We start from the raw sequence: 23,750 nt of genomic DNA, 5'->3' as shown, positions 1-23,750 counted from the left end.
CAGGTCTACTTAGGACAGATGGCCGGGGTTTCCAAGAGGTAAATTGGGATTAATCAGACGCAACAAGGGATGACCAGAACCACAAGATTAAGTGCGGTGACGAGCAATTGATTTGGTCGAATTTCAGGGCTGAGCGCAAAATAGTTCGTGACATTGTTCCAAGTTCAAGACTATAACCCGACAATTTTTCTCAGAAACAAGAAGAATCAGAACAAATGTGCAGAATTGCCGCCTATTGCGGACCAAGTATCCCGCTTGAAAACATCGTCATCCGGCCCCAGCATTCCTTGCTGGAGCAAAGCCAGCACGCGGCCGAAGCTAAACTTGCCGTCAATGGCGATGGCTTTGGTATGGCCTGGTACGCAGACCAGGATCGCCCCGGCCTGTACAGGGATGTCCTGCCCGCGTGGTCGGATGGTAACCTGGTCGATCTTTGCAGGATGATAAAATCCTCGCTGTTTCTGGCCCATGTCCGCGCGTCGACGTTCGGCGAAGTGTCGCGCGCAAACTGCCACCCTTTCACGTTTGGCAAATGGTCCTTCATGCATAATGGCCAGATTGGCGAGTTCGGGCGTTTGCGAAGACGGCTTGAATCCTCACTGCCGGACGAACTTTATGCGGCGCGGCGCGGGTCGACGGATTCAGAGCTTCTGTTTCTGCTCCTGCTGGCAAACGGGCTGGATGATGCGCCGCAGGACGCTGTTGTCGCAACTCTGCGTCAGATCGATGCGCTTGACGGTCATCGGACGCAACCGGATCGCATGGCCGTCGCCTTTTCGGATGGGCAGAACCTGTATGCCTTTCGGTATTCCAGCGATCAGCGCAGCCCGTCCCTGTATTTCGGGGAAGGTCTGGACCACGGCGGCAAGGTCATTGCGTCCGAGCCGCTGGACAAGGGCACAGGAAAATGGACGCCCATTGAAGACCGGAGCTTCTTCACCCTGACCGGAGATACAGCCAGCCACACCGCGTTGCCGTTCAGTTAAACGAAAACGGGCGGTCCGTTTGGACCGCCCGCAACATTGCTTTGACGAAGATCAGACTTATTCGCCCGAAGCTTCTGCCACATCAACGGTCACGCCGGGGCCCATGGTCGAGCTCAGCGCGATTTTCTTCATGTAGGTGCCTTTGGCACCCGACGGCTTGGCCCGGGCAACAGCCGAGACGAAGGCGCGAATGTTTTCGACCAGCTTGGCTTCGTCAAACGACGCTTTACCAACACCTGCGTGTACAACGCCGCCTTTTTCCGCCTTGAACTGAACTTCACCGCCTTTGGCTGCTTCCACGGCTGCTTTCACGTCCATGGTCACGGTGCCAACCTTGGGGTTCGGCATCAGGTTGCGGGGGCCCAGAACCTTACCCAGACGACCGACGATCGGCATCATGTCCGGGGTTGCAATGCAGCGATCAAATTCGATGGTACCGCCCTGAATGGTTTCCATCAGGTCTTCTGCGCCAACGATATCCGCGCCTGCTTCTTTCGCTTCGTCAGCCTTCGCGCCACGTGCGAACACAGCAACGCGCATGTCTTTGCCTGTTCCGTTCGGCAGGCCGACAACGCCGCGCACCATCTGGTCTGCGTGACGGGTGTCAACGCCCAGGTTCATCGCGATTTCGATAGTCTCGTCGAATTTCGAAGTTGCATTGGCTTTGACCAGGGCAACAGCTTCGTCCACCGACAGGTTTTCCTTGCCAGCGACGGCTTCGCGCGCAGCGCGGGTACGTTTACCGAGTTTTGCCATCTTACTTCACCTCGATGCCCATGGAGCGGGCCGAGCCCAGGATGATCTGCATTGCGCCTTCGACGTCGTTGGCGTTCAGATCTTTCATTTTGGCTTCGGCGATTTCACGAACCTGCTTGGAGGTCACGGTTGCCACGGTCTCGCGACCTGGGTTTTCCGCGCCGCGGGGGCGGTTACGCTTACCGACCGGCTTAAGACCAGCAGCTTTTTTCAGGTAATAAGACGCGGGCGGCGTCTTGATGTCCATGGTGAAGGACTTGTCCTGATAGTAGGTGATCACGGTCGGGCACGGCGCGCCGGGCTCCATATCTGCGGTCTTGGCGTTGAACGCCTTGCAGAATTCCATGATGTTGATGCCGCGCTGACCCAGCGCCGGACCAACTGGCGGCGACGGGTTCGCCTGACCTGCAGGAACCTGCAGTTTCATTGTACCAGCAAGCTTCTTGGCCATTTGGTTTTCCTTTCAACTAGGGTGAAACGCGTCTCACCCGGATTTTGTTGCGTGGTCCGGCCCGGGATCGCGACCCCGGTAACCTCCCACGAGAGAATCTCGCCCGAAGACGATAGAGGCGGCGTTTACAGGGGATCATGGGGGTTGGCAAGTGGCCTGACTTTGAATTCACGGCCATCGAATCGAGTTCCAGGGCGACGAACAAAGCCTTTGGCCGCGCGGGCATGTACCTGACTGTTCTTAAGGTCAATCCTAAGAAAAAACTGTTGGTACCCACCTTGACGTATCCCGAAACACTAAAGGCCTAAATCTTTTGGAAAAACCAGCAAGAACCCGCCCGCCCCCGGCCGACGATCAGCCGGGCCTCGACCCGTGTATTGCATAAATCGCCGCTCCGCGCATTGGCTGTGCTATTATTCGGAAGTCCAATCTTGTTTGGAGGTTCGTTATGATTATTCGTTTAATAACTACGTTCGTCGCAGCACTATCTTTTGCGGCGGCCGTTCCCCAGACCGCGCGGGCCGATGCGGGCGACTTTATCGGCGGTGCTGTCGTTGGCGGGGTCGTCGGATACGCGATCGGCAAAGACCAGCAAAAGAAAAAGTCCCGGTCTTCGAGCCAGACCTACCGGTCGGGCATTCCATCGACCTCGCAAGGGGCGCAAACGCAGACCGCGCTCAACTATTTCGGCTATAACGCCGGGCGTGTCGATGGGCAGGTCGGGCATGGAACCCGGTCGGCGATCGAACGCTACCAGGTGTCCATGGGCTATCCTGTGAATGGCTATGACTTCCAGCCCTATCAGTATGACTTTCTGATGCAGGCCTATTACTGGGCGACAAGCGGTGGGCAGGCGGCAACCCAGCTTTCGGGTCAACCGCTCTTGATGGCCTATCGCCAACAGGTGCAAACCGGCTCTGCCTTGGCGGCGGCACCTCAGACCCAGGCACCGGCCATCCCGGTTATCACGCCTCAACAGGCCGAACCCGCAACAAGCGCCACTGAAACCACGACAGCCAGCCTGCCGAGCCTGTTTTCCGGCGGAACCGGAGGCCCGTCGCTGGCCAATCGGTGCAGCGGGGTCATGCTGCAAACGTCGACCAATGGCGGCTATACGACCCTGTCTAACATGTCCGATCCTGACTTTGCGCTCAGCGAGCAGTTCTGCCTTGCCCGCAGCTATGCGATGGCACAGGGCGAAGAGCTGATGCAAGGCATTCAGGGTCTTACACCCGATCAAGTCGCAGACCAGTGCGCCGCCTTTGGCGACATGTTGGCACCGCAAGTTGACGCGCTCTCTATCAACTCGAAATCAGAGGCTGAAGCCCAGGTGCGCAAGCTTGCCTTGGATTCGGGTCTAAGCCCTGCTGATCTTGCCGCAACCAGCAAGGTCTGCCTTGCGATGGGATATCGTCAGGACAACATGGATACCGCAGTTGGGTCTGCGCTGATGCTGGTTGCCATGGGTGAACCCGCATACGGAGAACTGGTCGGTCACCACCTGCGCGAAGGTTTTGGTGTTCAAGCGCGCCGCGACCTTGCGATGCAGTGGTATGATGCAAGCCTTTCGGCGCTGGACGCCGGGTCGCAAGCGGTCTTCCTGCCGTCCCAGACCGACCGCCCGCAGCTTTTGCGCGCAGCCATGGTTCAGTCGCAGTAAGCCCATTTGAAACTGCATAGGCCCGTGCAGGGCTGAAACTGAAAACGCCGCGATGCTTTGACATCGCGGCGTTTCGAATTTCTTTGGAAGCGCGCTTAGCTTTGCTTCGTGACCTGAGTAAAGTCCAGCTCAACTGGCGTTTCGCGGCCGAAGATCGAGACCGATACTTTCAGCTTCTGCGCCTCGTCGTCCACGCCTTCGACCATGCCGTCGAAATCCTCGAACGGGCCGTCGTTGACCTTGACCTTCTCGCCGATCTCGAAGGTGATCATCAGCTTGGGCGCTTCTTCGCCTTCCTGAACGCGGTTGAGGATCTGGTTCACCTCGGCGTCGCGCATCGGCATCGGGCGACCTTGCGGGCCCAGAAAGCCGGTGACGCGGTTGATCGAGTTGATCAGGTGATAGCCCTGATCCGACATTTCCATATGCACCAGCACGTAACCCGGCATAAAGCGGCGTTCGGTGGTGACCTTCTTGCCCCGGCGCACTTCGATCACTTCTTCGGTGGGCACCAGAACTTCGTCGATATCGTTCTCAAGGCCCTGTTCAGCCACCGACGTGCGGATCTGCTCTGCGATCTTTTTTTCGAAATTCGAAAGAACGCTGACCGAGTACCACCGTTTCGCCATGAACCTGTCGTCCTTGTTTGTCTTCGGGGTATCACATCTTGCGGACACACCCGTCATTTAAATCCTATCACGTCATCCGGAATAAAAAGCGGCGCGTGACCCGAATCGCCACACGCCCATTCCGAATATGCGTCACCTACTCTGACATCGCGCGAGGTGCAAGGGGCAGTCGCAATTGCCCCCGCCTGAACCGGCTTAGCCGAAAGCGCCCAGAATCAGCTGAAGGCCGCCCCGGATACCCAGATCGACCAAAGCAAAAAACACAGCTGTCAGCGCCGCCATGATGAAGACCATGACCGTGGTCAACAGCACTTCGCGCCGGGTCGGCCAGACGACCTTGGAAACTTCGGCACGGACTTGCTGAATGAACTGGATCGGGTTGGTGGTGGCCATTTGGCGTGTTCTCTCTGCTTGCGGATGGGCCGGACATAGCCGGGCATTGCGGCAATTTCAAGGGCGCTTGGATGAACTCTGTGCGTATAGGGCGATTGGTCAGGGTTTGGGTTTGTCGTCCCACTCGTCACTCAGGATGCGGCGCGCGTCGCCATCGGGGTCTTCGTACTGATTGGAACGAACGGTATAGACAAAGGCGACCAGACCAACGCCCCCCAGAAACAGGGAAATCGGGATCAGATAGGCAAGCACTTCCATCAGGGTTACCTCAGCCGCAATGCATTCAGCGATACGGTAATCGACGAGGTTGACATCGCCAAGGCCGCGATCAGCGGTGTCGCCAGGCCGATCACGGCCAGCGGAACGGCAATCACGTTGTAAACGGTTGCGATCTGGAAGTTCTCGCGGATGCGACGGGTGGCCTTGATGGCCGTATCGCAGGCATCCGCAATGGGCAGAAGGTCATTGCCCAGAAGCACGATGTCCGAGGCAACCCGCGCCGCATCCAGCGCCGAGGCCGGAGAGATCGACACATGTGCCGCCGCCAAAGCAGCCGTATCGTTCAGGCCGTCCCCCACCATCAGAACTTTGCGGCCCTGGTCCCTGAGGTCCTGAATGCGCTGTGCCTTGTCCTGCGGCAAAGCCTCGGCGACCCAATCCGTTATTCCCAGCTTCTCGGCCAATGCGCGCACGGCACCTTTCGAATCCCCCGAGATCAACAGCACATGCTTGCCCGACGCGCGCAACGCTTCCACCGCCTCGTCCGCGCCCGGGCGCAACGCGTCCGAGAAGCGGAACGCCAAGGGCGCATCGTCGCCAATTGCAAGCCAGGCGGACGTTTCCGCGCCCTGCTGTGCGCCAACCCATGCGGCCCGGCCCAAACGAACGCGTTGACCGCGGTATTCCCCTTGGGTGCCGTATCCCGGCACTTCGGTTATGTCCCGGACGTTAGCAGGTTTGATCCCGGCCTGCCGCGCGGCCTTTGCCAATGACACGGACAAGGGATGCGCGGAGGCCTCGGCCAAGGCCAGCGCGACCTCGACCTGTGCGCGGGCGTGGTCGCCAAGATTGACCAGTTCCGGCGCACCCGAGGTCAGTGTGCCCGTCTTGTCGAAAACCACGGTGTCGGTCTCGGACAACCGTTCGAGCGCGGTTGCGTGCTTGATCAGCATACCCTTGCGGAACAACCGGCCCGAGGCAGCGGTGGTCACTGCCGGAACAGCCAGACCCAAGGCGCAGGGACAGGTGATGATCAGAACCGCTGCGGCAATGTTCAGAGCGGTGCGCAAATCGCCCGAATAGATGTACCACCCCACAAAGCTGAGCGCCGAAAGGATGTGGACACCGGGCGCATAAAGCTTGGCGGCCTTGTCGGCCAGCGAGGTATAGCGGGACCGCCCCGATTCAGCGATGGCCACCAGATCCGCCATCCGGTGCAGCGACGTATCCTGACCCACTGCTGTGGCGCGCAGGGTCAGCGGTCCTGTCAGGTTGACCTCGCCCGCGCTGACCAACTGGCCGGCTTCGGCAAACACCGGCAGGGTTTCCCCCGTCAACAGCGAACGGTCCAGTTCGGACTGACCAGACACGATCTGACCGTCCACCGGCATTCGGCCACCGGGGCGCACAAGGATCAGATCACCGACCTTCAGATCGGCCACCGCAACTTCGGCCTCCACCCCGTCCACGATACGGATCGCGCGCGGCACTTCCAGAGCGGTGAGCTCTTCTGCGGCGGATCGGGCTGCGGCGCGGGTGCGGTAATCAAGATACCGGCCCGCCAGCAGGAAGAAAGTCAGGGTCAGCGCGGCATCGAAATAGGCGTGCTCTCCGCTCAGTGCGGTCTCCCACAGGGATGTGACCAGCGCCAGCAGGATCGCCAGCGTGATCGGCACATCCATGTTCAGCCGCCGCACCCGCAGGGCGCTCCAGGCGTTGGCAAAGAACGGTTGCGCCGAAAAGGCAATGGCGGGCAGCGCGATTGCAGCGGAAATCCAGTGGAACATGTCGCGCGTCGCGTCTGTTGCGCCGGACCAGACCGACACCGACAACAGCATCACGTTCATGGAAGCAAACCCGGCGACGGCCAGTCGCATCAGCAGGTCACGTCCCGCCTTGTCCGCCTGTGTTGCCGACAAAGCGCCGGGGTCAAGCTCGTGCGCTTCGAAACCTGCCCGTTCAAGCACCGGGATCAGATCGGCCGCTCGGGTTTCCGGCGCGGCTTTGATCATCGCCCGTTTCAGAGTCAGGTTGACCCGCGCGTCTTCAACACCGGGATGGGCGTTCAGTTCACGTTCGACCGTCGTGATACAGGCCGAGCAGTGGATGCCCGGCAAGGACAAGGCAATCTGCACATCTTCCGGAATCGGGCGCGCGGGTTCTGCTGGTGCTGCCAGACACCCCGGACAGGCCGCCGTACCGGATGAAAGCTGCGCCGTCATCGGCTACCCTTTCACATACAGCGGAACGCGCTGCGAAAACTCGGCACCATTGCCGTCACGCGCGACCAGCCGGATATTCCAGTTGCCCTTGCCCAGCGTGGCCGGAGTGGCATAGGCCGCGCCGTCAAAGGTGAAATCCGGTGCGAAATCGTCCCGCACATGGGTTGCACGGCCAACCACCGCCTGCAATTCGCTGACCTGAACCGGTGCGCCGGTCGCGTCCGTAATATGCAGGATCAGAAGACCACCTTTGGTTTCTGCCCGAACCGTCCAGCCCAATGCCTGCTGCTCTTTCAGGCGATCGTTGAACTCCTGGCTGGCAACGTAGGAATTCTTGACCTCCAGCCCCGGAAACGTCTTCACCGCATTATAAGCCAGCACGAGGTTCACCGCGATGATCACGCCAAAGGCACCGACAAACACCGCCAGAGCGTGCTTTCCGGTGAATTTACGTTCGGCCATGATCAGTTCCCCCGTCCGTTGAACGTGGTGTCTTTGTAAGCACGTTCGCCGCTGCTGAGGTCTTCGACCCAGATCCGCACTGGCGTCGCTTCTGCTGCCGCCGGACCGCTGTCACGGGACGCCACGATATATACACGGGTCAATTGTGCCGTATCCGCCGTGACATTCACAGTATCTATCTTGGTTCCCTCAATTTCCAATCGCATCGACGGATCGCCCGCCAGAGACAATTTGAACAGGCGGTCCTCACCGTGCTTGTTGCGCAGCCTGACGTCATAGGTGTTTCGAATGGTGCCATCTGACAGGGTGACAAAGGTCGGGTTGCGCACGGGTGCTACGGTCAGATCGATGTCAGAGCGAATGAACAGGGCGAACAGCAGCGCAACCCCCACCAGTGACCACAACGAGGTGTACAGGATCGTACGGGGCCGGAAGATGTGTTTCCAGACATTCTTGGGCGGTTGTCCCGAGCGTTCGCGCGGCTCGTCGCTGAGCGCCATATAATCGATCAGCCCGCGCGGTTTGCCGATCTTGGCCATCATGTCGTCACACGCGTCGATACACAGGGCACAGGTGATACATTCAAGCTGCTGACCATCGCGGATATCGATTCCGACAGGGCAGACATTGACGCAGGCCATGCAGTCGATGCAATCCCCCAACTCGGAATCAGCTGTCCGCTTGCCTTTGCCGCGCGGCTCACCACGCCATTCGCGGTATCCCACGACCAGCGTGTCTTCATCCATCATCGCGGCCTGAATGCGCGGCCAAGGACACGCGTAGATACAAATCTGTTCGCGGGCGAACCCGCCGAAAAAGAAGGTCGTGCCAGTCAGAACCAGCATCGTCGTGTAAGCGACGGGATGCGCGTTGCCCGTCACAAGATCGCGGAGCAACGTCGGCGCATCCGCAAAATAAAACACCCAGGCACCGCCGGTGGCCAGGCCGATCAGGAACCAGGTCACCCATTTCGTCAACCGGAGCCGTGCCTTGCGGAAATCCAGCTTTTCCTGACGATGCAGGCGCAAACGGGCGTTTCTGTCGCCTTCGATCCAGCGCTCGACCAGAATGAAAAGGTCAGTCCAGACCGTTTGCGGGCAGGCATACCCGCACCAGACCCGCCCCAGCGCAGATGTGAATAGAAACAGACCCAGCCCCGCCATGATCAGCAGGCCCGCCACGAAATAGAACTCGTGCGGCCAGATTTCGATCCAGAAGAAATAGAAGCGTCGGTTTGCCAAATCCAGCAGCACGGCCTGATCCGGCAGGCTGGGGCCACGATCCCATCTGATCCAGGGCGTTACATAGTAAATGCCCAGTGTCACGATAAGGATGATCCATTTCAGGTTCCGAAATGGCCCGGAAACGCGTCTTGGAAAGATCGGTTCTCGTGCGGCGTATAGGCTGGGGGTGGGGTTGGAATCGCTCACAGGCTGGCTCCGGTACTGGCTCTTCTGAGTGTGTGTTCTTCCAGATCACGCGCATAGCAACTTTGACATGGGTCAAAACGCGCATCGTACAGACACCTTTTATCACATTTCCCGTGCCTGACGCCTCAACCACGTCACAAATGTCTTTACTGCGGGTCTAAGTGCCGAATTTGGCGTCACAATATGGTAACCGCGCGTATCCGGCTCTGCATAAAGCTCGACAATACGACCGGCCTTGATGTCCGGCTCGACGAAATGTCGCACTGTGACAGTGACCCCCTGCCCGGCCCTCAGTCCGTCCAGTACCAGGTTTCCCGGCAACTCGGTGCGCCCGGCGCCGCGTTCGGGACCAGCACCGTGTTCGGCCAGCCAGGTCGTCGCCTCGGTGGTGCCGATTTCCTCAAGCCAGGGCAGCTGGGCCAGCTCGGTCGGAGTCCATGATGTCTTTTCCCCCAGCAGTTTCGGGGCGGCGACGATGACCACGGGCGACTGCAACAGCATTTCCGATTGCACACCGGTCCAACCGCCGGGGCCGTACCGAATGGCAATATCGATCCCACCCGGTCGCAGTTCGACAATTTCCGCAGTAGGATCGAGGATCAGGTTCACCTCGGGGTGGGTTTCGCGAAAGGCCGGTAGACGCGGCATCAGCCATGAGGCCGCAAAAGAGGATGTCAGCGACACGTGGACCGGGCGATCCTGACCAGACCGCGCCAAATCCCCCACTGCCGCCTCGATCGCGCCAAACCCGAGTTGCAGGGCTCGGGCCAGGTGTTCGCCATCGGCGGTCAGGGTCAGGGCTTTGCCGGTTCGATCCAGCAAGGCAGCACCCAGATGTTTCTCAAGTACGCGCAACTGTTGGCTAATCGCCGCATGGCTTACGTTTAGCGCAGCACCAGCTTCGACCACATTGCGCTTTTCAGAAAATGCCGCAAACGCCCTCAGCGCGGCCAATGGGGGAAGCGACAACCAATTCATATGTAACCCTGACTTACACAATGGAATGGTATTTGAGTCGCATTCAGCACCTCAAAGGTCAATCTTTATTGCAGAGATACCCATGCAGAGGAGACCAACCATGCTGACTGTTTTTGCCAGATCTTTCATGACCGCAACCCGGATCAATGCGCCGCATATTCGCGATGCGCCAAAGCCGGGTCGCCACAAACGCCGTTGGCTGCCGGAAGGTCATTGGTGGATGAAAAACCCGCGCGAGGTGGATCCGCACAACTTTTGACCCAAGGAACAATAAACCTGAATCTGGACCACAGGTTTAAGTGGCCTTATTGTGGGAAAAAAGCACCGGCTGTTCAGGAAACGCGCGAACAGATGGAACAGCCGGTGCCCCAGCCATCGGGCGGCGAACCGCCCGAAGGTGTTCTTTAGATCTTACTGACCGCCGCCCAACTGGTGGACATAGGCAGATACGGCGCGAATCTGCGCCTCGGTCAGGCGGGTATCCCAGTTCGGCATGACACCAAAGCGGCTGTAAGTTACGGTTTCCGTCAGCGCTTCTTCGCTGCCACCGTAAAGCCAGATCGCGTCAGTCAAATTCGGCGCACCCTGGAAGATATCGCCTGTGCCATCCTCGCCGTGGCAGGCCGCACAGTTGTCTTCGAAGACAACTTTACCTGCCTGCGCCGCCGCATCGTCGGTCTGGGCATTGCTCAGCGACATGACGTACTGAACCACCTGCGTGATTTCGTCGTGTTCGAGGATTTCGCCAAATGCCGGCATCTCGGAATAGCGCGCATCGTCGCTTTCTTCGTTCCGCACACCGTAGCTGACGGTGTAGACGATATCGTCCAGTGTTCCGCCCCACAGCCAGGCATCATCCAGCAGATTCGGGAAACCCGGCGCACCCTGCGCACCCGAACCATGGCATTGTGCGCACCAGGTCCGGAACACCGCACTGCCCGAGTTCACGGCATATTGCTGAAGCTCTGCATCCTTGGCGATGTCTTCCAGCGAAGTTTCCACCAGCTTGGCGTTCCAGGGCGCGTTTGCCTCTTCGAAGGCAACCATGTCCTGCTGTACGTTTTCACGGGTTGACCATCCCAGCACACCGGCTGTCGCGCCATGGACCAGGGGCCAGGCCGGAAACATGATCGTATAGATCACGCCCCAGAAGATGGTGGCGTAGAAGGTCCATAGCCACCAGCGCGGCATGGGGTTGTCGAATTCCTCGATCCCGTCCCAGCTGTGCCCGGTTGTATTAGGATCGCCCGGCTGTTTATCAGGTGTCTTGCTCATTGCCGCGCCTCCTTGGGTGTGGCGGGTTTGTCTTGGTGCCGGAAGGGGATGTTGGCGGTGTCCTTGTATTCCTTGCTGGCACCGGGGCGGAAAACCCAGATCACGATGCCAACGAAGAAGACAAACAACACAAGCAGCATCCAGCTATCCGCGAACTGTCGAAGCAGTGTGTATTCTTCCATCACACCCTCCTGTTAACGGCTTGCATCCGGGGTAAAGGTCGAGAAATCGACCAGCGTACCCAGCATCTGCAAATAGGCGATCAGCGCATCGGCTTCGGTCAGTTCAGGCTGACCATCGAAGTTGCGCACGTTGACCTTGTCACCGTACCGCTCGAGCAGACCGTCGTAGTCACTGTCAGGATCGGCCTGCGCGCTGAAATCGGCAACCGCGTTTTCCAGCATCTCGTCGGTATAGGGGGTGCCGACAACCGCATTGGTCGCCATGATGTCACCGATATACTTGCCGTCGATCTTGCGATGTTCGAGGAAGCCGTATTTTGGCATCACCGATTCAGGCACCACAGACTGAGGGTCGCGCAGGTGGTCCATTTGCCACTGATCAGAATAGCGGCCACCGACACGCGCCAGATCAGGTCCGGTACGCTTTGATCCCCACTGGAACGGGTGGTCATACATCGATTCAGCCGCCAGCGAGTAGTGACCGTAACGTTCGACCTCATCCCGCATCGGGCGGATCATCTGGCTGTGGCAGACATAGCAGCCTTCGCGGATGTAGATCTCACGCCCTGCCATTTCGAGAGGGGTGTAAGGGCGCATGCCCTCCACCTTCTCGATGGTGTTCTCAAGATAGAACAGCGGGGTGATCTGCACCAGGCCACCGATGGTCACGACCAGAAAGCTGAAGATCAGCAGGAGGGTCGCGTTGGTCTCGAGGATCTTATGTTTGTCGAGAATTGCCATTGTACCGGCCCTCCCTCTATTCAGCCGGGACCGCGACGGTCAGGCTGGCCTCTTTGGCCGGCGCTTTCCGCACAGTCATCCACAGGTTGTAGCACATGATCAGCGCACCAGCGACGAACATCACGCCACCCAGCGCACGCACCACGTACATCGGGAACTTGGCGGCCACGGTGTCAGCGAACGAGTTCACCAGGAAGCCGTTGGCATCCACTTCACGCCACATCAGGCCTTCCATGATACCGGTGACCCACATCGACGCGGCGTAAAGCACGATGCCGATCGTGGCGAGCCAGAAGTGCCAGCTGACCATTTGCAGCGAGTACAAACGCTCGCGTTTCCACAGGACAGGCACCAGGAAGTACAGTGCACCAAAGGTGATCATGCCGTTCCAGCCCAGCGCGCCAGAATGCACGTGCCCAATGGTCCAGTCGGTGTAGTGGCTGAGGCTGTTCACAGCACGGATCGACATCATCGGACCTTCAAAGGTGGACATGCCGTAGAAGCCGACCGAGATGACCATCATGCGGATGATCGGATCGGTGCGCAGCTTGTCCCAAGCCCCCGACAGGGTCATCAGACCGTTGATCATACCACCCCAGGACGGCATCCACAGGATCACCGAGAACACCATGCCCAGCGTCGACGCCCAGTCAGGCAGCGCGGTATAGTGCAGGTGGTGTGGACCGGCCCAGATATACAGGAAGATCAGCGCCCAGAAGTGGATGATCGACAGCTTGTAGGAAAACACCGGACGTTCGGCCTGTTTCGGGATGAAATAGTACATCATGCCCAGGAAACCCGCGGTCAGGAAGAAGCCCACAGCGTTGTGGCCATACCACCACTGGATCATGGCATCCTGCACGCCTGACCAGACGATGACCGATTTCGAACCCCAGATGCTGACCGGGATGGTCATGTTGTTGACCAGATGCAGCATGGCGACGGTGACGATAAAGGCCAGGTAGAACCAGTTGGCCACATAGATGTGGGGTTCTTTCCGCTTGATGATCGTACCCAGGTAGACAGCCAAATAGGCGACCCAGACAATGGTCAGCCACAGATCGACATACCATTCAGGTTCGGCATATTCCTTGGACTGCGTTCCGCCCAGCACATAGCCGGTCGCGGCCAGCACGATGAACAGCTGATAGCCCCAGAACACGAACCACGCGAGGTTTCCGCCCCAAAGCCGCGCCGCGCTGGTACGCTGAACCACGTAGAACGAGGTTGCGATCAATGCGTTACCGCCAAAGGCAAAAATGACTGCCGAGGTGTGCAACGGACGCAAACGACCAAAGTTCAGATAACCCTGCGCCCATTCGAAGTTCAGTACCGGAAACGCCAGCTGAAACGCGATAAAGGTCCCGGCGAGGAACCCGATCACGCCCCAGAAGGCAGTTGCGATCACGCCATAGCGGATCACGCCATCCATGTATTCGCCCGAGCGGTCGATCTGATTACCTGGCTCGTCAGTGTTTCGAAGCGTCCAGATGAACAGGCCACCGGCGATGAGCATCACCAGCAGCGCATGTACCTGATACGCCAAATCGCGTGCATAATTGGTTCCGATCGCTGCAAACAGCGCGATCAGACCAAGCACGATCAGCTTGATGTAATTCGACATATTGCGTCCCTTTGCCATGCTCCGCGCGCTTTTGATTCTTATGACGCGCGAAACCCATTTGACTGGCTGCCGTTCTGAAGCACGGCCACCCTCATTGCTTTGATCTGTATCAAGACAGCCCAGCGTTTTCTATGACACGCATGGTAGTAGAAAAGGGCTAACAGGTCACATGAGACCAATTGCCCGAAACATGAGGTCAAAATGGCGTACAAATCTCTTCTCACAGTCATGACCGAAACGCAGACTGCACAGGCTGCTTTGGCGCAGATTGTGGCCCTGGCCGAGTCTCAGGACGCCCATGCCGAAGTCCTGTGTCTGGGTGTCGATCGCAGTCAGACAGGTTATTATTATGCGGGTGCCAATGCGTTGATCGTTCAGGAAACGCTGAACCGGGCCAATGCCGAAGCACAGGATTTGCTGACCTTTGCCAATGATTATCTCGGCAAATCCGGCGTACGCTGGTCCGCCGAACACGGCGTTGCACAGATTGCTGATATCGGGCGCCACGTCGCGCACCGGGCCCGGTTTTCCGACCTTGTGATCCTGCCGCATCCGTATGGTGAAGGTCGCGGGGCCGAGGCCGAACCCATTATCGAAGCGGCCATGTTCGAAGGACATTGCCCGGTTCTTGTAGTTCCCGACAGCGGCGCGCCCTTGAAAGCGCCGAGCAACATCATGATCGCCTGGAACGAAAGCGTCGAGGCCATGTGCGCCATCCGGCGGGCCTTGCCCTTCCTCAAACAGGCCGAGATCGTCCGTATTGTGGTCATCGACCCGCCACAGCATGGGCCGGACCGGTCAGACCCGGGTGGGATGCTGTCCCAGATGCTGGCCCGTCATGGTGTCAAATGCGAGATCGACGTGCTCAGCAAGACCATGACCCGCGTCTCGGATATCCTTAATCGCCACGCGACGGATACCGAATCGGACATGATCGTGATGGGCGCTTATGGTCATTCCCGCTTTCGCGAAGCCATTCTGGGCGGGGCGACCCGGAACATGCTGGAACAATCCTCGGTTCCGGTGTTCCTGGCGCACTGACCCAATCAAGTTAAAAAGCCGCCTCGACAGGCGGCTTTTTTCACCCCCGGCGGATGAGGCCGATCAGGAACAACAGGATCACGGCCCCAATTGTCGCGAAAAGGATCGACGACAGCAGGCCCCCTCCAACGGAAAAACCAAGCGCCGGAAAGATCATGCCCGACAGGAACGCGCCTACGATGCCGACGATGATGTTGCCGATCAGGCCGAACCCACGGCCTTCCATGATCTTTCCCGAAAGCCATCCGGCGATTGCGCCAATGAACAGCATTGCCAACAGACTGCTGAACCCCATGCCACACTCCTATGTTAATACGTGAACCGACCGGCTGGTCGCGGTAAGCGAATTCTGCGGAACGAAAGACTGGTCAGACCAGAAACCCGCCATCGGAATCGTCGCCTGCTTCTTCCATGAGCCGCCCAAGATCGGGGATGGTCACGTGACGTTTGCCTTCCAGTAAGATCAAACCGTCCTTTTTCAGAGCTGAAATCTGGCGGCTGACCGTCTCAAGCGTAAGTCCCAGATAATCCGCCATGGCTTCTCGGGTCAGGGGCAGATCGAACACGATCGGTCCCGACAGGCCCTTTTGACCAATCGACGCATCCCGCCGGGCAATGATCGAAATCAGGCTGGCAATCTTTTCGCGCGCTGTCTTGCGACCCAGAACCAGCATCCATTCGCGGGCGGCGTCCAGCTCGTCCAATGTCATCTGCAGCAGGCGATGCGCGATGTGAGGCGTTTCGTCCATCAGCTCTTCGAATGGTTTCTTGCGGAAACAGCACATCACGACATCCGTTGTCGCCTGCACATCGTAAGGCGCAACGTCGCGCCCCGGGCGACCGACGAAATCGCTGGGCAGAAGCAGACCGACCATCTGGGTGCGCCCGTCTTCCATGGTTTGCGTCAGCGATGCGATTCCCGATACGACCGAGCCGACGAAGTTCATCTGGTCGCCCGACCAGATGATGGTCTGACCCGCTTCGAAACTGCGGTAATATTTAATGCCGTCAAGCGCTTCCAGCTCGTCCGCGTCACAGCGGGCGCAGACCGCGCGATGTCGTATCGGGCAGTCTTCGCAATTTGAGTGATCGAACTGTGCTTTTATTGTCATCTGCGTTTCCACTTGATCTCCGTCAAAGCACCTAAGTCGCCTGCCCCCTAAGGGTATCGTCATGATAGTGAAACCACAATTGGCAAAGCTTGGACTTTTTGACGCGAAAGTACCGCGTTACACAAGCTATCCCACAGCGCCCCATTTCAACAATGACGTGGGGGCGGACATGTTTGGCGACTGGATTTCGGGAATCAAACCCGGCAGCGCCATATCCCTTTATATCCACGTCCCGTTCTGCCGCAGGCTGTGCTGGTTTTGCGCCTGCAGAACGCAAGGCACACAAACCGACAATCCGGTGATTGCCTATGTGGATGTTCTGAAAGCCGAGCTGGACCTGCTGGCGGCGCGTCTGCCCGCGGGTGTGGTCCTGTCGCGCCTGCACTGGGGCGGCGGTACGCCAACGTTGCTGAATGCCCAGCTGATGCGCGATCTGGCACAGCACATTCTGGGGGTCGTCCCCATGGGGCCGGATGCCGAATTCTCGGTTGAAATCGATCCGAACGAGATTGACGAGGCACGTCTGGATGCGCTGGCGGAGGCAGGCATGAACCGTGCCTCGATCGGGGTGCAGGATTTCGACGATGAAATCCAGAAAACCATTGGCCGCATTCAAAGCTACGATACCACACGCGACGCTATCGACATGATCCGCGCACGTGGCATTGCCAGCCTGAACGCGGACATCCTTTACGGGCTGCCGCATCAGACCAAAGCCCGGATGACGGAAAGCGTGCAGAAGCTTTTGTCGCTCAGCCCGGATCGCGTGGCGCTTTATGGGTATGCCCATGTGCCGTGGATGGCCAAACGGCAGCAACTGATCCCGTCGGACGCACTGCCAACGCCCGAACAACGGCTGGAACTGTTCGACACCGCCCGCCGCCTGTTCCTGTGGGACAACTACGCCGAGATCGGCATCGACCATTTTGCCACGCAGGATGACGGGCTGACCCATGCCCTGCGCGCGGGTCGTCTGAAGCGGAACTTCCAGGGTTATACCGACGATCAGGCCGATGTGCTGATCGGTGTCGGGGCCAGCTCGATCTCGCGCTTTCCACAAGGCTATGCGCAGAATGCCCCGGCTACGTCTGCTCATACCAAGGCCATTCGCAACGGGCAGTTTTCGACGTCCCGCGGGCACCTGTTCAAAGGTCAGGATATTCTGCGCGCCCGTCTGATCGAAGCGCTGATGTGCGATTTCCGGATCGATTCGGCTGAAATCCTGCGCGATCACGATATCTCGGTCGCAGCGCTGAACGACATGTATCGCGCTGCCAACGCCTCATTCGACGGGCTGCTGCAAATCAGCGACGAGGGGCTGTTTATCCCCCCCGAGGCGCGCGCGCTGACCCGGATGGTTGCCCGCAGCTTTGACGCATACGACCTCAGCAAAGCCGGGCACAGCTCGGCGATCTGACCTCTCTTTTTGCGGGCAACATTCAGCCCGGAAAGCACAAAACACATCGGGGGCTTGACGCACGCCTGCGGTTTTTCCCACACTCAAGCTGTGGGGTGATGTTTCGCCCTGCGGCCTGAGGCGGGCAAATTACAGACAGTCCTAGCTGACGCGACTGCGTCGGATGGCCCTTTTCGTGCAGCCATTCTGCAACCTGAAAGAGGGACAACACTCATGCGCGTATTCACCGTCCTCGGGCCCAGCCAGTCGGGCAAATCTACCTTGGTCGAGGCCATCAGCCGCCTCGACGGGCGCCCGACCACATTCGATGTTTCCGGAACCGTGCACTTGCACGGTTTTTCTTACCTGGACGAGCCCTGGTGCGCAGTCGACGTGGATGGGGGTGGCGATTCCCTCGCTTATGTCGGGCCTGCCATGGCAATCTCGGATGCAGCCGTTATCGTGGTACCGCCCGATCCAAATGCCGCCGTGCTGTGCGCGCCTTATCTTCGGCTGGTGGAAGAGGCGGGCATTCCCTGTTTTCTTTTCATCAACCGCATGGACAACCCCAATGGCCGCATCCGCGACATCATCGCGGCGCTGCAAACCTATTGCACACATCACATCGCCCTGCGTCAGGTCCCGATCCGCGAGGGGGACACGATCATCGGCGCGGTCGATCTGATCTCGGAGCGGGCGTGGAAGTATCAGGAGGGCCAGCCGTCGGCCCTGATCGAGCTGCCCAAATCTGTCGAGGATCGCGAGCAGGAAGCCCGGACCGAGTTGCTTGAAACACTTTCCGATTTCGATGACCACCTGCTGGAACAGCTGATCGAAGACAAACAGCCCCCAAGCGATGAGGTTTATGAGCTGGCCGCTCAGGTTCTGCAGAATCATCAGTTGATCCCCGCCTGTCTGGGCGCCGCAAGCCACGGCAACGGGCTGACGCGCCTGATGAAAGCGCTGCGTCATGAGGCCCCCGAGTTTGATATCGCCGCCGGACGGGACGAGGCCGCCGAAAGTGCCCGTGCCATCGCGGGCTTTGCGGATGTCAAAAAGCATATCGGAAAGATCATCGTTCTGCGCGGCCTTGGGGACGGGGTAAAAGCGCATGAGGCGTTGGGCGGTGAAACGGTCGGCAACCTGACAACTCTGGACGCCAAGACCCAGATCGCCACGCTGGAGGCCGGGCAGATCGGACTGGCGGTCAAATCCGATCACCTCAACCCCGGATACATTTATGACAGTTCTTCTGCGACGGAACTGCCGGAATGGGCGTCGTCTCATCCGGTTGCGCATCGTCAGGTCGTCTCGCCCGCGCATGAGCGGGACGATGTGCGCCTGTCAAACGCCCTGAGCCGTCTGGCCGAAATCGATCCGGGCCTGCACCTGCAACAGGATGAGATGAGCGGCCATTCGATTCTCGGCTCGCAGGGACCGCAACATATGCGCCGCGTGACCGCCAAGCTGGCCGAGGATTTCGGGATCGAGATCGAGGCGGAACAGGTGGAAACCGCCTATCGCGAAACCATTCGCACAACGGTTGAGCATCGCCATCGCCATCGCAAACAGTCCGGCGGCGCGGGGCAATTCGCAGATGTGGTGATTTCGGTTGCGCCATTGCCGCGCGGATCGGGGTTCCAGTTCGATGAGGTGGTCAAGGGCGGTGCCGTTCCCAAGAATTACATCCCGTCGGTGGAACACGGGGCCAAGGACGCATTGGAACAAGGCCCCGAAGGCTTTCCCGTGGTTGATGTCAAAGTGACCCTGAGCGATGGCAAACACCACAATGTGGACAGTTCGGATTATGCCTTCCGGACCGCAGGCAAGAACGCGGTGCGCGAGGCATTGCCACAGGCCAAACCTGTCGTCCTGCAACCGATCCTGAGCGCCGAGATACACCTGCCCTCGGCTTTTGTGGGCGATCTCGTACCAACGATCAGCACCCTTCAGGGGCAGGTTCTGGGATTTGAGGGCAACCCGAATGCGACGGGCTGGGAGATATTCAACGCCCAGTTGCCCGCCGTTGCCGAGGACGAACTGCACCGCACCCTTGCCAGTGCCACGCGCGGGACCGGGTGGGTAAAGCTAACCTTTGATCACTACGAAGAACTGCGCGGACCGGTGCCGAAAGCGGCGACCAAAGAAAAGGCAAGCGCTTAACTTGCCCACGTTTACTCAGTCGGTGTTGAGACTGTCGAAGGCACAAGTGCCTTCGACCCTATCTCGGTACAGTCACCACTTGGACTTGAGCCATTCCCAAAGCGACGCGCCAAACAAAACCGCGAAAACTGCGAGACCTAGACCAACTTGAGCTTTGAAAGAGGTTCGGAACTCTTGGCTGCTGAATGCAACTAAGCAAGAAATCCCGACGAAGAATGCCTTACCGACGTAGTCATTTCTTTGTTTTTTCATGCTATCCCGCCGCTGCAATCAGCTCGCGGGTATAGTCGGTCTGGGCGTTTTCGAACAAATCCTCTGCCGCGCCCATTTCGACCACATCGCCGTTTCGCATGACGATCACGTTGTGCGACATGGCACGGACCACTTTCAGGTCATGGCTGATGAACAGATAGGCCAGCCCGTATTTCTGTTGCAGATTGCGCAGCAGATCGACGATCTGAACCTGAACGGTCATATCCAGCGCGCTGGTTGGCTCGTCCAAGACCAGCAGTTTGGGCCGCAGAACCATCGCGCGGGCAATGGCGATGCGCTGACGCTGACCGCCGGAAAACTCGTGCGGGTATCGATCCATCGTTGCCGGATCAAGCCCCACTTCGGTCATCACCTCGGCCACAAGTTCGCGTGGCGCGCGGTCCGGGTCGACTTTGTGAATGGCCAGACCTTCCGCAATGATCTGCTGACAGGTCATCCGCGGGCTGAGGCTGCCAAACGGGTCCTGAAATACGATCTGCATGTCCTTGCGCAACCGGCGCAGTTCCCGCGTGGACCATTTGCGCACGTCCTGATCGCGAAAGGTGATGCCACCCTCGGACGCAATCAGCCGCATTATGGCCAGTGCCAGTGTGGTCTTGCCCGACCCGCTTTCGCCAACAATCCCCAACGTCTCACCCGCGCGCACGCTGAGGGTCGCGTCGTTCACCGCTTTCACATATCCAACCGTACGCTTCAGAAACCCGCGCTGGATCGGGAACCAGACCTTAAGGTGGTCGGTGCGTGCGACCTCTTCCGCATCTGTGGCAACGGGTTCAGGCTGACCCGACGGTTCTGCCGCCAGTAGTTTGCGGGTATAGGGGTGCTGCGGGTTTTCGAATATCTCGGCCGTCACGCCGGTCTCGACAATCTCGCCGTCTTTCATCACACAGACCCGGTCGGCGATGCGGCGCACGATGCCCAGATCATGAGTGATAAACAGCATCCCCATGTTTTCCGATTTCTGCAATTCAGCCAGCAGCTCGAGGATCTGCGCCTGAATGGTCACATCCAGTGCCGTTGTCGGCTCATCCGCGATCAGGATGTCCGGTTTGTTGGCAAGGGCCATGGCGATCATCACCCGCTGCCGCTGACCGCCTGACAACTGATGCGGATAGCTGTCCAGCCGGTCTTGAGGATCGCGGATACCGACCTTGGTCAGCAATTCGACAATCCTGTCCCGTGCCACATCGCCAGCCACACCCTGATGCAGGGCCAGCGATTCAGCCATCTGTTTCTGGATCGTGTGCAAAGGGTTCAGCGACGTCATCGGCTCTTGAAAGATAAAGCTGATGTCGTTGCCCCGCACATCCATCAGACGCTGTTCCGAGGCGCCAATCATCTCTTGCCCGTCATAGGTGACCGAGCCTTCGACCAACGCGCTGTCGCCCAGCAAAGATACGGTGCTGAGCGCGGTGACCGATTTGCCCGATCCGGATTCACCCACCAGCGCGACGGTTTCACCGCGGTCCACGGTGAAGGACACGCCTTTGACCGCCGCGTTGATCTGCCCATCCTGACGGAACGAGACCTTGAGGTTTTTCACATCCAGCAAGCTCATGAGAAGGTCTTTCTGGGATCAAACGCATCGCGCACGCCTTCGAATATGAAGACCAGCAGCGACAGCATGATGGCAAAGGTGAAGAAGGCGGTGAAGGCCAGCCATGGGGCCTGCAGGTTCTGCTTGGCCTGCAAGGTCAGCTCTCCCAGCGAGGGGGCCGAGGATGGCAGGCCAAAGCCCAGATAATCCAGCGAAGCCAGCCCGCCGATGGTTCCGGTGACGATGAACGGCATGAAGGTCAGCGTGGCCACCATCGCATTGGGCAGCATATGGCGGAACATGATCGTCATGTTGCCCACGCCCAGCGCCCGCGCGGCGCGCACATATTCAAGGTTCCGCGCCCGCAAGAACTCGGCGCGCACCACGCCAACCAGCCCGGTCCAGCTGAACAGGATCATCAGCGCGACCAGCAACCAGAAACTTCGCCCCAGCACCGCAAACATGATGATGATGACATAAAGCGACGGGGTTGCGGACCAGATCTCGATGATCCGCTGAAAGATCAGGTCCAGCCACCCACCAAAGAACCCTTGTATGGCGCCCGCGAAAATCCCGATAAGGCTTGCCGCGCCCGTCACAAGCAGCGTGAACAGGATCGAAAGGCGAAAGCCGTAAATCACGCGGGCCAGCACGTCGCGCTTGGTATCATCGGTACCCAGCAGGTTCTGGCCGTTGGGCGGCAGGGGCGCCGCGCCGGGCCGATCCACCGAGGTATTGAAGGAATAGGGGATCAACGGCCAGAGCGACCAGCCGCGTTCAAAACCCTCGGCCTGGAATGTACCGGCGTCGATCTGTTCGATGATGCCTTCGGGATCGTCGAAACAGTCTTCCAATCCACCGCTGTCGATAAGGCACTGAACCTCGGGGTCGCGATAGATCGCTTCGGTCTGGAAATCACCGCCAAATTCGGTTTCGGCATAGAAGTTGAAAACCGGCGTAAAGTACTCTCCCCGATACTTTACAAGGATGGGTTTGTCGTTGGCGATGAACTCGGCAAACAACGACAGGCCGAACAATACCGCGAAGATGATCAGCGACCAGAAGGCCCGTCTGTTGCGGCGGAAGTTGCTCCAGCGGCGCTGGTTTAGCGGGGACAAAGCCATTTACCCCTCCCGCTTTTCGAAATCGATGCGCGGGTCGACCAGCACATACATCAGGTCGCTGATGATGCCAACGACCAGCCCCATCAGACCGAAGATGAACAGCGTGCCGAAGATCACCGGGTAATCGCGGGCCACGGCGGCCTCGAACCCCAATCGGCCCAGACCATCCAGCGAGAAGATCGTCTCGATAATGATCGACCCGCCAAAAAACACCCCGATGAACACGGCCGGGAACCCTGCAATCACGATCAGCATCGCGTTGCGGAAGACATGACCATAGAGAACCTTGCGCTCGCTCAGCCCTTTGGCACGGGCGGTCATGACATATTGTTTCTTGATCTCATCCAGAAACGAGTTCTTGGTCAGCAGGGTCAGTGTCGCAAAGGCCGAGATTGTCAGCGCAATCGTCGGCAGTGCTATGTGCCAGAAATAATCCGTGATCTTGCCAAAGAAACTCAGGCTATCCCAATTGTCCGACGTCAGGCCGCGCAGCGGGAAGATTTGCCAGTATGACCCGCCAGCAAAAAGCACCAGCAGCAGGATCGCAAACAGAAAGCCCGGAATAGCATAGGCCACAATAATCGCCCCGCTTGTCCAGGTATCGAATTGCGATCCATCCTTGACCGCCTTTCGAATACCCAGCGGGATCGAGACCAGATAGGCAATCAGGGTCGACCACAGCCCCAGCGAGATCGAGACCGGCATCTTTTCTAGCACCAGGTCGATCACACTGATCGAGCGGAAATAACTCTCGCCGAAATCAAACGTCAGATAGTTGCCCATCATGATCACGAACCGTTCAAGCGGGGGCTTGTCGAAGCCGAATTCTTTTTCAAGTTCGGCAATAAACTCGGGCGGAAGGCCGCGTGCGCCGACATATTTGTCGTCGAAGACACCGCCCGCCGGTTCGGAACCCGCTCCTGCGTCGCCCCCACCGGCGAACCCGGCGAACACGTCACCCTGACCTTCGATTTGCGCGATGATCTGTTCGACCGGCCCGCCAGGTACGAACTGGACCAGCGTGAAGTTGACGATCATGATACCCAGAAGGGTCGGAATGATCAGCAATAAGCGTCTTAGTATATAGGCGCCCATG

24 protein-coding genes are annotated in these 23,750 nt (G+C 58.7%); 6 read left to right on the top strand and 18 right to left on the bottom strand.

Annotated features, from left to right (window positions below; translation table 11 throughout):
- Positions 1-215 precede the first annotated feature (215 nt).
- Positions 216-986: a class II glutamine amidotransferase gene (locus ACR0BZ_RS17630; protein ID WP_480488896.1), complete on the top strand. Its 771-nt coding sequence runs from the start codon at positions 216-218 to the stop codon at positions 984-986.
- 57 nt (positions 987-1,043) lie between these two features.
- On the opposite strand, the gene rplA is transcribed toward ACR0BZ_RS17630, so the two are convergent.
- Both rplA and rplK read right to left on the bottom strand, forming a co-directional pair.
- Positions 1,044-1,742, bottom strand: a complete 699-nt coding sequence (rplA, locus tag ACR0BZ_RS17625; protein ID WP_209507781.1) for a 50S ribosomal protein L1 — start codon at positions 1,740-1,742, stop codon at positions 1,044-1,046.
- A gap of 1 nt (position 1,743) precedes the next feature.
- Complete coding sequence (gene rplK, locus ACR0BZ_RS17620; RefSeq protein ID WP_010440985.1) at positions 1,744-2,193, bottom strand: 50S ribosomal protein L11; 450 nt, start codon at positions 2,191-2,193, stop codon at positions 1,744-1,746.
- Between the two features lie 448 nt (positions 2,194-2,641).
- On the opposite strand from rplK, the gene ACR0BZ_RS17615 reads away from it, so the two are divergent.
- The gene (locus ACR0BZ_RS17615; RefSeq protein WP_480920887.1) at positions 2,642-3,853 is read left to right on the top strand and encodes a peptidoglycan-binding domain-containing protein; all 1,212 of its coding nucleotides are present in this window, start codon (positions 2,642-2,644) and stop codon (positions 3,851-3,853) included.
- A 95-nt stretch (positions 3,854-3,948) separates the two neighbouring features.
- On the opposite strand, the gene nusG is transcribed toward ACR0BZ_RS17615, so the two are convergent.
- From nusG to ACR0BZ_RS17580, 7 genes are all read right to left on the bottom strand, one after another.
- Positions 3,949-4,482 carry a transcription termination/antitermination protein NusG gene (gene nusG / locus ACR0BZ_RS17610; RefSeq protein WP_209507773.1) on the bottom strand — a complete coding sequence of 178 codons (534 nt, stop codon included), beginning with the start codon at positions 4,480-4,482 and terminating at the stop codon, positions 3,949-3,951.
- 195 nt (positions 4,483-4,677) lie between these two features.
- On the bottom strand, positions 4,678-4,875 hold the full coding sequence (secE, locus tag ACR0BZ_RS17605) for a preprotein translocase subunit SecE (protein WP_170427365.1): 198 nt from the start codon (positions 4,873-4,875) through the stop codon (positions 4,678-4,680).
- Positions 4,876-4,974: 99 nt separating this feature from the next.
- Positions 4,975-5,133 carry a cbb3-type cytochrome oxidase assembly protein CcoS gene (ccoS, locus tag ACR0BZ_RS17600; protein ID WP_480920886.1) on the bottom strand — a complete coding sequence of 53 codons (159 nt, stop codon included), beginning with the start codon at positions 5,131-5,133 and terminating at the stop codon, positions 4,975-4,977.
- 5 nt (positions 5,134-5,138) lie between these two features.
- On the bottom strand, positions 5,139-7,316 hold the full coding sequence (locus ACR0BZ_RS17595; RefSeq protein ID WP_480920885.1) for a heavy metal translocating P-type ATPase: 2,178 nt from the start codon (positions 7,314-7,316) through the stop codon (positions 5,139-5,141).
- A 3-nt stretch (positions 7,317-7,319) separates the two neighbouring features.
- Positions 7,320-7,778 (bottom strand): FixH family protein, encoded by a 459-nt coding sequence (locus ACR0BZ_RS17590; RefSeq protein WP_480520916.1) that lies wholly within the window; start codon positions 7,776-7,778, stop codon positions 7,320-7,322.
- A gap of 2 nt (positions 7,779-7,780) precedes the next feature.
- Positions 7,781-9,208, bottom strand: a complete 1,428-nt coding sequence (gene ccoG / locus ACR0BZ_RS17585) for a cytochrome c oxidase accessory protein CcoG (RefSeq protein WP_480474074.1) — start codon at positions 9,206-9,208, stop codon at positions 7,781-7,783.
- A gap of 102 nt (positions 9,209-9,310) precedes the next feature.
- Positions 9,311-10,186, bottom strand: coding sequence for a LysR family transcriptional regulator (locus tag ACR0BZ_RS17580; protein ID WP_480920884.1), 876 nt, complete (start codon positions 10,184-10,186; stop codon positions 9,311-9,313).
- A gap of 100 nt (positions 10,187-10,286) precedes the next feature.
- Here ACR0BZ_RS17580 and ACR0BZ_RS17575 point away from each other — a divergent pair, with 100 nt between their 5' ends.
- On the top strand, positions 10,287-10,445 hold the full coding sequence (locus ACR0BZ_RS17575; RefSeq protein WP_480920883.1) for a hypothetical protein: 159 nt from the start codon (positions 10,287-10,289) through the stop codon (positions 10,443-10,445).
- 152 nt (positions 10,446-10,597) lie between these two features.
- Here the strand turns inward: ACR0BZ_RS17575 and ccoP are convergent, their stop codons facing one another.
- From ccoP to ccoN, 4 genes are read right to left on the bottom strand one after another with little or no spacing between them, the layout of a single operon-like run.
- Complete coding sequence (gene ccoP / locus ACR0BZ_RS17570) at positions 10,598-11,461, bottom strand: cytochrome-c oxidase, cbb3-type subunit III (RefSeq protein WP_480920882.1); 864 nt, start codon at positions 11,459-11,461, stop codon at positions 10,598-10,600.
- Positions 11,458-11,643 carry a cbb3-type cytochrome c oxidase subunit 3 gene (locus tag ACR0BZ_RS17565; RefSeq protein ID WP_267363526.1) on the bottom strand — a complete coding sequence of 62 codons (186 nt, stop codon included), beginning with the start codon at positions 11,641-11,643 and terminating at the stop codon, positions 11,458-11,460. Before ACR0BZ_RS17565 ends, ccoP begins: the two co-directional genes overlap by 4 nt.
- 12 nt (positions 11,644-11,655) lie before the next feature.
- Entirely contained in the window at positions 11,656-12,384 is a 729-nt protein-coding gene (gene ccoO, locus ACR0BZ_RS17560) for a cytochrome-c oxidase, cbb3-type subunit II (RefSeq protein WP_480474079.1), read from the bottom strand.
- Between the two features lie 16 nt (positions 12,385-12,400).
- Positions 12,401-14,008 carry a cytochrome-c oxidase, cbb3-type subunit I gene (ccoN, locus tag ACR0BZ_RS17555; protein WP_480488886.1) on the bottom strand — a complete coding sequence of 536 codons (1,608 nt, stop codon included), beginning with the start codon at positions 14,006-14,008 and terminating at the stop codon, positions 12,401-12,403.
- A gap of 201 nt (positions 14,009-14,209) precedes the next feature.
- Here ccoN and ACR0BZ_RS17550 point away from each other — a divergent pair, with 201 nt between their 5' ends.
- Positions 14,210-15,049 carry a universal stress protein gene (locus ACR0BZ_RS17550; protein WP_480920881.1) on the top strand — a complete coding sequence of 280 codons (840 nt, stop codon included), beginning with the start codon at positions 14,210-14,212 and terminating at the stop codon, positions 15,047-15,049.
- A gap of 40 nt (positions 15,050-15,089) precedes the next feature.
- Here the strand turns inward: ACR0BZ_RS17550 and ACR0BZ_RS17545 are convergent, their stop codons facing one another.
- On the bottom strand, positions 15,090-15,344 hold the full coding sequence (locus ACR0BZ_RS17545) for a GlsB/YeaQ/YmgE family stress response membrane protein (RefSeq protein WP_209507747.1): 255 nt from the start codon (positions 15,342-15,344) through the stop codon (positions 15,090-15,092).
- 73 nt (positions 15,345-15,417) lie between these two features.
- Entirely contained in the window at positions 15,418-16,161 is a 744-nt protein-coding gene (gene fnrL / locus ACR0BZ_RS17540; RefSeq protein WP_267363531.1) for a transcriptional regulator FnrL, read from the bottom strand.
- 61 nt (positions 16,162-16,222) lie between these two features.
- On the opposite strand from fnrL, the gene hemN reads away from it, so the two are divergent.
- Together hemN and ACR0BZ_RS17530 are read left to right on the top strand one after the other, a co-directional pair.
- Positions 16,223-17,578 (top strand): oxygen-independent coproporphyrinogen III oxidase, encoded by a 1,356-nt coding sequence (gene hemN, locus ACR0BZ_RS17535; protein WP_480920880.1) that lies wholly within the window; start codon positions 16,223-16,225, stop codon positions 17,576-17,578.
- A 213-nt stretch (positions 17,579-17,791) separates the two neighbouring features.
- On the top strand, positions 17,792-19,720 hold the full coding sequence (locus ACR0BZ_RS17530) for an elongation factor G (protein WP_480920879.1): 1,929 nt from the start codon (positions 17,792-17,794) through the stop codon (positions 19,718-19,720).
- A gap of 253 nt (positions 19,721-19,973) precedes the next feature.
- Here ACR0BZ_RS17530 and ACR0BZ_RS17525 read toward each other — a convergent pair whose 3' ends face one another.
- Genes ACR0BZ_RS17525 through ACR0BZ_RS17515 form a run of 3 tightly spaced genes read right to left on the bottom strand, consistent with a single transcriptional unit; the run spans position 19,974 to position 23,749 of the window.
- Complete coding sequence (locus ACR0BZ_RS17525; RefSeq protein WP_480508570.1) at positions 19,974-21,551, bottom strand: ABC transporter ATP-binding protein; 1,578 nt, start codon at positions 21,549-21,551, stop codon at positions 19,974-19,976.
- Positions 21,548-22,654: an ABC transporter permease gene (locus ACR0BZ_RS17520; RefSeq protein WP_267363535.1), complete on the bottom strand. Its 1,107-nt coding sequence runs from the start codon at positions 22,652-22,654 to the stop codon at positions 21,548-21,550. Before ACR0BZ_RS17520 ends, ACR0BZ_RS17525 begins: the two co-directional genes overlap by 4 nt.
- Positions 22,655-23,749: a microcin C ABC transporter permease YejB gene (locus ACR0BZ_RS17515; RefSeq protein WP_267363536.1), complete on the bottom strand. Its 1,095-nt coding sequence runs from the start codon at positions 23,747-23,749 to the stop codon at positions 22,655-22,657. It lies immediately after the preceding gene.
- Position 23,750: the final 1 nt, after the last annotated feature.

Source organism: Ruegeria sp. P8, from assembly GCF_056534665.1.
Note: the sequence above shows the minus strand (reverse complement) of the source record. Positions and strands in the feature narration are given on the sequence as shown.

Bases quoted from the DNA above. Each gene is read 5' to 3' on its own strand.
- fnrL (WP_267363531.1), bottom strand. From the start codon at position 16,161: ATGACAATAAAAGCACAGTTCGATCACTCAAATTGCGAAGACTGCCCG.
- ACR0BZ_RS17515 (WP_267363536.1), bottom strand. From the start codon at position 23,749: ATGGGCGCCTATATACTAAGACGCTTATTGCTGATCATTCCGACCCTT.
- ACR0BZ_RS17595 (WP_480920885.1), bottom strand. From the start codon at position 7,316: ATGACGGCGCAGCTTTCATCCGGTACGGCGGCCTGTCCGGGGTGTCTG.
- ccoS (WP_480920886.1), bottom strand. From the start codon at position 5,133: ATGGAAGTGCTTGCCTATCTGATCCCGATTTCCCTGTTTCTGGGGGGC.
- ccoO (WP_480474079.1), bottom strand. From the start codon at position 12,384: ATGGCAATTCTCGACAAACATAAGATCCTCGAGACCAACGCGACCCTC.
- hemN (WP_480920880.1), top strand. From the start codon at position 16,223: ATGATAGTGAAACCACAATTGGCAAAGCTTGGACTTTTTGACGCGAAA.
- ccoP (WP_480920882.1), bottom strand. From the start codon at position 11,461: ATGAGCAAGACACCTGATAAACAGCCGGGCGATCCTAATACAACCGGG.
- ACR0BZ_RS17525 (WP_480508570.1), bottom strand. From the start codon at position 21,551: ATGAGCTTGCTGGATGTGAAAAACCTCAAGGTCTCGTTCCGTCAGGAT.
- ACR0BZ_RS17590 (WP_480520916.1), bottom strand. From the start codon at position 7,778: ATGGCCGAACGTAAATTCACCGGAAAGCACGCTCTGGCGGTGTTTGTC.
- secE (WP_170427365.1), bottom strand. From the start codon at position 4,875: ATGGCCACCACCAACCCGATCCAGTTCATTCAGCAAGTCCGTGCCGAA.
- ACR0BZ_RS17580 (WP_480920884.1), bottom strand. From the start codon at position 10,186: ATGAATTGGTTGTCGCTTCCCCCATTGGCCGCGCTGAGGGCGTTTGCG.
- ACR0BZ_RS17575 (WP_480920883.1), top strand. From the start codon at position 10,287: ATGCTGACTGTTTTTGCCAGATCTTTCATGACCGCAACCCGGATCAAT.
- rplA (WP_209507781.1), bottom strand. From the start codon at position 1,742: ATGGCAAAACTCGGTAAACGTACCCGCGCTGCGCGCGAAGCCGTCGCT.
- ACR0BZ_RS17520 (WP_267363535.1), bottom strand. From the start codon at position 22,654: ATGGCTTTGTCCCCGCTAAACCAGCGCCGCTGGAGCAACTTCCGCCGC.
- ACR0BZ_RS17550 (WP_480920881.1), top strand. From the start codon at position 14,210: ATGGCGTACAAATCTCTTCTCACAGTCATGACCGAAACGCAGACTGCA.
- ACR0BZ_RS17630 (WP_480488896.1), top strand. From the start codon at position 216: ATGTGCAGAATTGCCGCCTATTGCGGACCAAGTATCCCGCTTGAAAAC.
- ACR0BZ_RS17565 (WP_267363526.1), bottom strand. From the start codon at position 11,643: ATGGAAGAATACACACTGCTTCGACAGTTCGCGGATAGCTGGATGCTG.
- ACR0BZ_RS17545 (WP_209507747.1), bottom strand. From the start codon at position 15,344: ATGGGGTTCAGCAGTCTGTTGGCAATGCTGTTCATTGGCGCAATCGCC.
- ccoN (WP_480488886.1), bottom strand. From the start codon at position 14,008: ATGTCGAATTACATCAAGCTGATCGTGCTTGGTCTGATCGCGCTGTTT.
- nusG (WP_209507773.1), bottom strand. From the start codon at position 4,482: ATGGCGAAACGGTGGTACTCGGTCAGCGTTCTTTCGAATTTCGAAAAA.
- ACR0BZ_RS17615 (WP_480920887.1), top strand. From the start codon at position 2,642: ATGATTATTCGTTTAATAACTACGTTCGTCGCAGCACTATCTTTTGCG.
- rplK (WP_010440985.1), bottom strand. From the start codon at position 2,193: ATGGCCAAGAAGCTTGCTGGTACAATGAAACTGCAGGTTCCTGCAGGT.
- ACR0BZ_RS17530 (WP_480920879.1), top strand. From the start codon at position 17,792: ATGCGCGTATTCACCGTCCTCGGGCCCAGCCAGTCGGGCAAATCTACC.